The following is a 4287-nucleotide window of genomic DNA, read 5'->3' as shown; positions in this document are numbered from 1 at the left end:
GGCACGTGGTACCGCTCCGGCGAGGGCCTGGTGGGCTCATGGCTCGCTCTGCTCTTTTACGGGTTGTCGGCGGCGGCGATGAAGACCGGCGCGCTCAGCGGGTTCAACTCCCGGGTGCGGCACTGGGACACGGGGTGGACAACGATCCCGGCCGCCGTGGGCGTTTCTCCCTGGTGGTTCGCGGTCCCCCTTGCGCTCGGCACGGCCTGGGCCGTGCGGCACTTCGTTCTCCTTGATGCGGCCACGCCCAAAGTGGCGCTCCGCCAGCCCTGGTACCGGAAACCGCTGCACCCGTACCTCGCGGGCGCGCTGATCGGTGCGCTGGGCGTGGCTGCCTGGCCGCTGTCCGCCGCCACCGGACGCAACGACGGCCTGGGCATCACCACCCCGACGGCCCACGTGATCGACTACGTGGTGTCCGGGGACGGAAAGTACTTCAACTGGGGGACCCTGCTCGTGCTCGGCCTCCTTCTCGGTTCCTTCGCCGCGGCAAAGGCGTCGGGCGAGTTTCGCGTCCGCGTCCCCGACGCCGCGACCACGCTGCGATCCATCGTGGGCGGCACGGGCATGGGGATTGGCGCATCCCTGGCCGGCGGCTGCACCGTGGGCAACGGAATGGTCCAGACCTCCCTGTTTACCTACCAGGGTTGGGTCGCGCTGGCGGCCATCGCCGCCGGTGTCTGGGCCGCCTCCGCGCTCTGGCTCACCCCATCCACCGGGGGCGGGGTTTCCGACGGTAATTACGGGGCATCCGGCAGCGGCACCAGCCCCTCAAACCCCGCCGACCGGGGTGTCGTCCCCGGCGGGTTCCAGACGGTCACCGGCCTGGTCACGCTTCCGGGGTCCGGGACCGCACCGCGCGGAGGCGCGCGGCCCGTCGGAGAGGGCCGATACGCGCTCGACACCCTGGGGGCCGTGTGCCCCTTCCCGCTCATCGAGGCCAAGGAGGCGATGGACCAGCTGCGCGACGGCGAAAGGCTCGTCATCGACTTCGACTGCACCCAGGCCACCGAGTCGATTCCCCAGTGGGCGGCGGACAACGGCCACGCCGTCGAAGACTTCGCGCGGACCCGCGAAGCGGGGTGGCAGATCACGGTGGTGAAGAACGCCACCGTGCCGGTGAGCTAGTGCTCCGCTGCAGAATGAAGAAACCGCCTCCCCGGCCACCTGAAAAATCGGGTGGAAATAAGGGGAGGCGGTTGTTGCGCGGGGCCGGGGGCGCCGTCGCGTGAGGTTTAGCGAAGCGCGGCCAGCGCGGCGGCGAGGTTGCCGGAGAGCACTGCGTCGACCAGGGCCTTGTTGGCGGTGTAGAAGGCCTCGTAGTTGCCGCTGTTGGCGTTGTAGGAGTCGCGCACCTGGGCCGGAACCGGCACGTTGTAGGCGGCGAATGCGGAGGACAGCTGGTTGTACAGGTCCCCGGCCTCGGTGGCCTCGTCGGTGCCGGCGGTCTTGTTTTCGGGGGTGGCAGCGGCGGCCTTGAAGGTCGGGGCCGCGGCGCCGGCGGCCGGGGCGGAGCGCTCGGTCGGAGCGGAGTTCAAACCCAGGCTGGCGGAGCAGGCAGGCCATGCGCCCCAGCCCTGCGCGGCGAGGGTGCGCTCGGCGACGGCAATCTGCTGCTCGCGGGTGGCCTGGTTCGCGGTGGGGGCGTACTCGCCGCCGCCGTAGGCCTGCCAAGTGGAGGTGGTGAACTGCAGGCCGCCCTGGAAGCCGTTGCCCGTGTCAATCTGCCAGTTCCCGCCGGACTCGCACTGCGCGAGGCGGTTCCAGTCGGAGTCCGGGGCCGCGGAGGCCTGGGGGGCGACGAGGCCGGAAAGGGCGGCTGCAGCCGCGGTGCCGGCGAGCGCCTTGGTGGCGAAGGATACGGTCTGCTTGTTGTGGCGTCCCATGTAGTGCGATTCCTCTCTTCTTGTCCGCCTGCGAAGTTAGCTGTCGGGTTCTGGCTGAGGTGCCAGGCCGCTGTTGCGCGGCTTCACCCCGAGGAGTGCCGGTGGCTCTCCGTGCGCTGCGTGCGCCGTGGGTTCCCCGCTTCTGTCCTTGGTTCGTGATTGACGTTTGTTTTGTTCTTCCCCCTCAGGCCGGACAGAATTCGGCGTGGCCTGTGTGAGCAAGGTGCCCGTTCGGGCTTGCGGGCTACTCTATCGGTTTATAACGATTGAGTCACACAAACGACACGGAAGCGCAAGGGGATCCGCGCCCGCGCGCGGAGGTGACCCGTATCTGGCCTGCTCACCGCATTGGGCGCGGCGGCGTGTGAACTACGTCACTCCTGCGTCCCAGCGCTTGCGGCCCCGCGTAAACCTGCGCTAGGAATCCGCGTCAAACGCTTGTAGAATGGCGGTCTTTCCAGCATCAACCGCCATGAGCGGGCACCCGCCGTCCACGACGGCGCGAGGCTCACGAGCTCCCGCCACGGTGGCCCCATACCAAGAGAGAGGAATCCCATGCCGATCGGAAAGGTCAAGTGGTTCGACACCGACAAGGGCTTCGGCTTCGCGTCCAATCCGGGTGACGAGGATGTCTTCATCAGCAAGGCCGTCCTTCCCGAGGGCGTGGAGGAACTCGTCGCGGGCCAGCGTATTGAGTTCGACTTCGCCGCCGGCCGCAAGGGCCCCCAGGCGCTGCGCGTCAAGGTCCTCGAGACACCCAAGCGCCGTCCCGTTCACCGCCGCGACCCGGAGCAGCTCGGGAGCATGCTTGCCGACGTCATGACCCTCATTGAGACACAGGTTCAGCCCGCCCTGACTGCGGGGCGCTACCCCGAGCGCAAGGAGGCGCGCCAGGTGGCCGAGATCCTCCGGGCCGTGGCGAAGGAGCTCGACGCCTAGAGCTTCGCCCTAAAGGTTCGCCCTAGCCCCGGGACCCGGAACCGTTCTGGTCGAAGGAGACCGACCACGTGGCAACGACCGGGATTTCGTTTCCGTCGTTGCCTTCATCGACCGCCAGGTACGACACCTCCGCCACCACGAGGTGCGCGCCGTCCTTCACGGCATCCGCGGACGCCTCCTTGGACTGGCCGGACTGGAAGATCTGCTCGTCGTTCGCGGCGGGGTCGTCGTAGATTGTCAGAAGCTTCCAGCTGGAGGTGGAGATTTCCTTCGGGACCTTGAACGTGACGGGGGAGGACTCGTCGAGCGGGTAGGCGGGCGGGTCCCCGCCGTCGCACTGGGCGTCGAGCTCGCAGACCGTGTACGGGGAGATCTCCTCGTGCGTGGCACCGTTGCTCACCTCCACCCGCAGGTCGCGCACGGGGGTGCCGGGCCGGTTCTTCTGCCACTCCCAGAAGAAGTAGAGGCCCGTGACGAGGACGGCTACGCCCAGCACCAGTACCAGCAGTTGGACCCAGGCCGGAGTGCGCCCGGAGGACCCCTTCGGCGTCTTCGCGGTTGAGCTCATGGGCGGAAGTCTATCCGGCGCGCTCGAGGGTGACCCGGTAAAGGTCGGGCCAGCGCTTTCCCGTGACGTAGAACTCGTCCGTCCCCGGGATGTGTGCGATGCCGTTGAGCACGTTGTTCGGGTCGGGGGCGGCGTTGTTGGGCAGGGAGGAGGCATCGATCATTGCGGTGACCGCGCCCGTGTGGGCGTCGATACGCGCGATGTCGGTGGTGAGGAAGATGTTGGCGTAAATGTCGTCGCCCACGCACTCGAGCTCGTTGAGGCCGCGCAGCGGGCGACCCTCCAGCGTGACGTCGAACCGTTCGCGCTCGGCAAGGGTGTCGGGGTCCATGCGCCGCAGCTGGTTCGACCCGTCGGAGTATATGACCTCGCCCTGGCGGGAGCACACCCCCCACCCCTCGCCGTCGATGCGCGTGCGGGTGATTTCCCCGAGGGTGGAAGCATCGCGCTTGATGGCGGTGCCATTCTGCCAGGTCAGTTCCCAGAGATGGTCGCCGACCCGCGTCACGCCCTCCCCGAAGAAGGAGGGGTCGAGGTCCTCGCTCGCCAGGACGTTTCCCCCGAGGTCGCGGCGGTAGACGCGGCTTTCGCCCTCCTGGCCGGTTCCGACGTAGATCGTCCCGTCGTCGGCGACCTCGAGGCCCTGGGTGAAGCTGTGGCGGTCGAAGCCGTAACGCTCGTGGGCAACCGCGGTGAGCCGCTCGGGCGCGTCGCCGCGCCCGCCGGAGGCGGCCGTCCCTTCCGCTGGCGTGCCCGGGCCCGTGCCCGCGCAGGAGGCGAGAACGGTGGCGCACAGTGCGGCGGCCGCGGCGGCGGGGGCGCGGGGGTGGGCCGGGGGGGGGGGGGGGGGGGGGGGGGGGGGGGGGGGGGGGCGCGGGGGGGTGGGGGGGGGGG

General features: G+C 69.4%; 5 protein-coding genes and 1 riboswitch. Of the genes, 2 read left to right on the top strand and 3 right to left on the bottom strand.

Annotation, left to right across the window (positions count from 1 at the left end):
- Positions 1 to 1128: YeeE/YedE thiosulfate transporter family protein (locus B3611_RS01845; protein WP_291313380.1), on the top strand; the 1128-nt coding region annotated here is incomplete at its 5' end.
- Positions 1129 to 1235: 107 nt separating this feature from the next.
- Here the strand turns inward: B3611_RS01845 and B3611_RS01840 are convergent.
- Entirely contained in the window at positions 1236 to 1886 is a 651-nt protein-coding gene (locus B3611_RS01840; protein WP_291313379.1) for a resuscitation-promoting factor Rpf1 domain-containing protein, read from the bottom strand.
- 10 nt (positions 1887 to 1896) lie between these two features.
- Positions 1897 to 2061: riboswitch (cyclic di-AMP (ydaO/yuaA leader) on the bottom strand.
- Between the two features lie 380 nt (positions 2062 to 2441).
- Here B3611_RS01840 and B3611_RS01835 point away from each other — a divergent pair.
- Entirely contained in the window at positions 2442 to 2825 is a 384-nt protein-coding gene (locus B3611_RS01835) for a cold-shock protein (RefSeq protein WP_291313378.1), read from the top strand.
- Positions 2826 to 2847: 22 nt separating this feature from the next.
- Here the strand turns inward: B3611_RS01835 and B3611_RS01830 are convergent, their stop codons facing one another.
- Both B3611_RS01830 and B3611_RS01825 read right to left on the bottom strand, forming a co-directional pair.
- Complete coding sequence (locus tag B3611_RS01830; protein ID WP_291313377.1) at positions 2848 to 3393, bottom strand: DUF2771 family protein; 546 nt, start codon at positions 3391 to 3393, stop codon at positions 2848 to 2850.
- Between the two features lie 10 nt (positions 3394 to 3403).
- Positions 3404 to 4189 carry a glutaminyl-peptide cyclotransferase gene (locus B3611_RS01825; protein ID WP_291313381.1) on the bottom strand — a complete coding sequence of 262 codons (786 nt, stop codon included), beginning with the start codon at positions 4187 to 4189 and terminating at the stop codon, positions 3404 to 3406.
- Positions 4190 to 4287 lie beyond the last annotated feature (98 nt).

The organism is Corynebacterium sp. UBA2622, from assembly GCF_002339505.1.
Classification (GTDB): domain Bacteria; phylum Actinomycetota; class Actinomycetes; order Mycobacteriales; family Mycobacteriaceae; genus Corynebacterium.
Note: the sequence above shows the minus strand (reverse complement) of the source record. Positions and strands in the feature narration are given on the sequence as shown.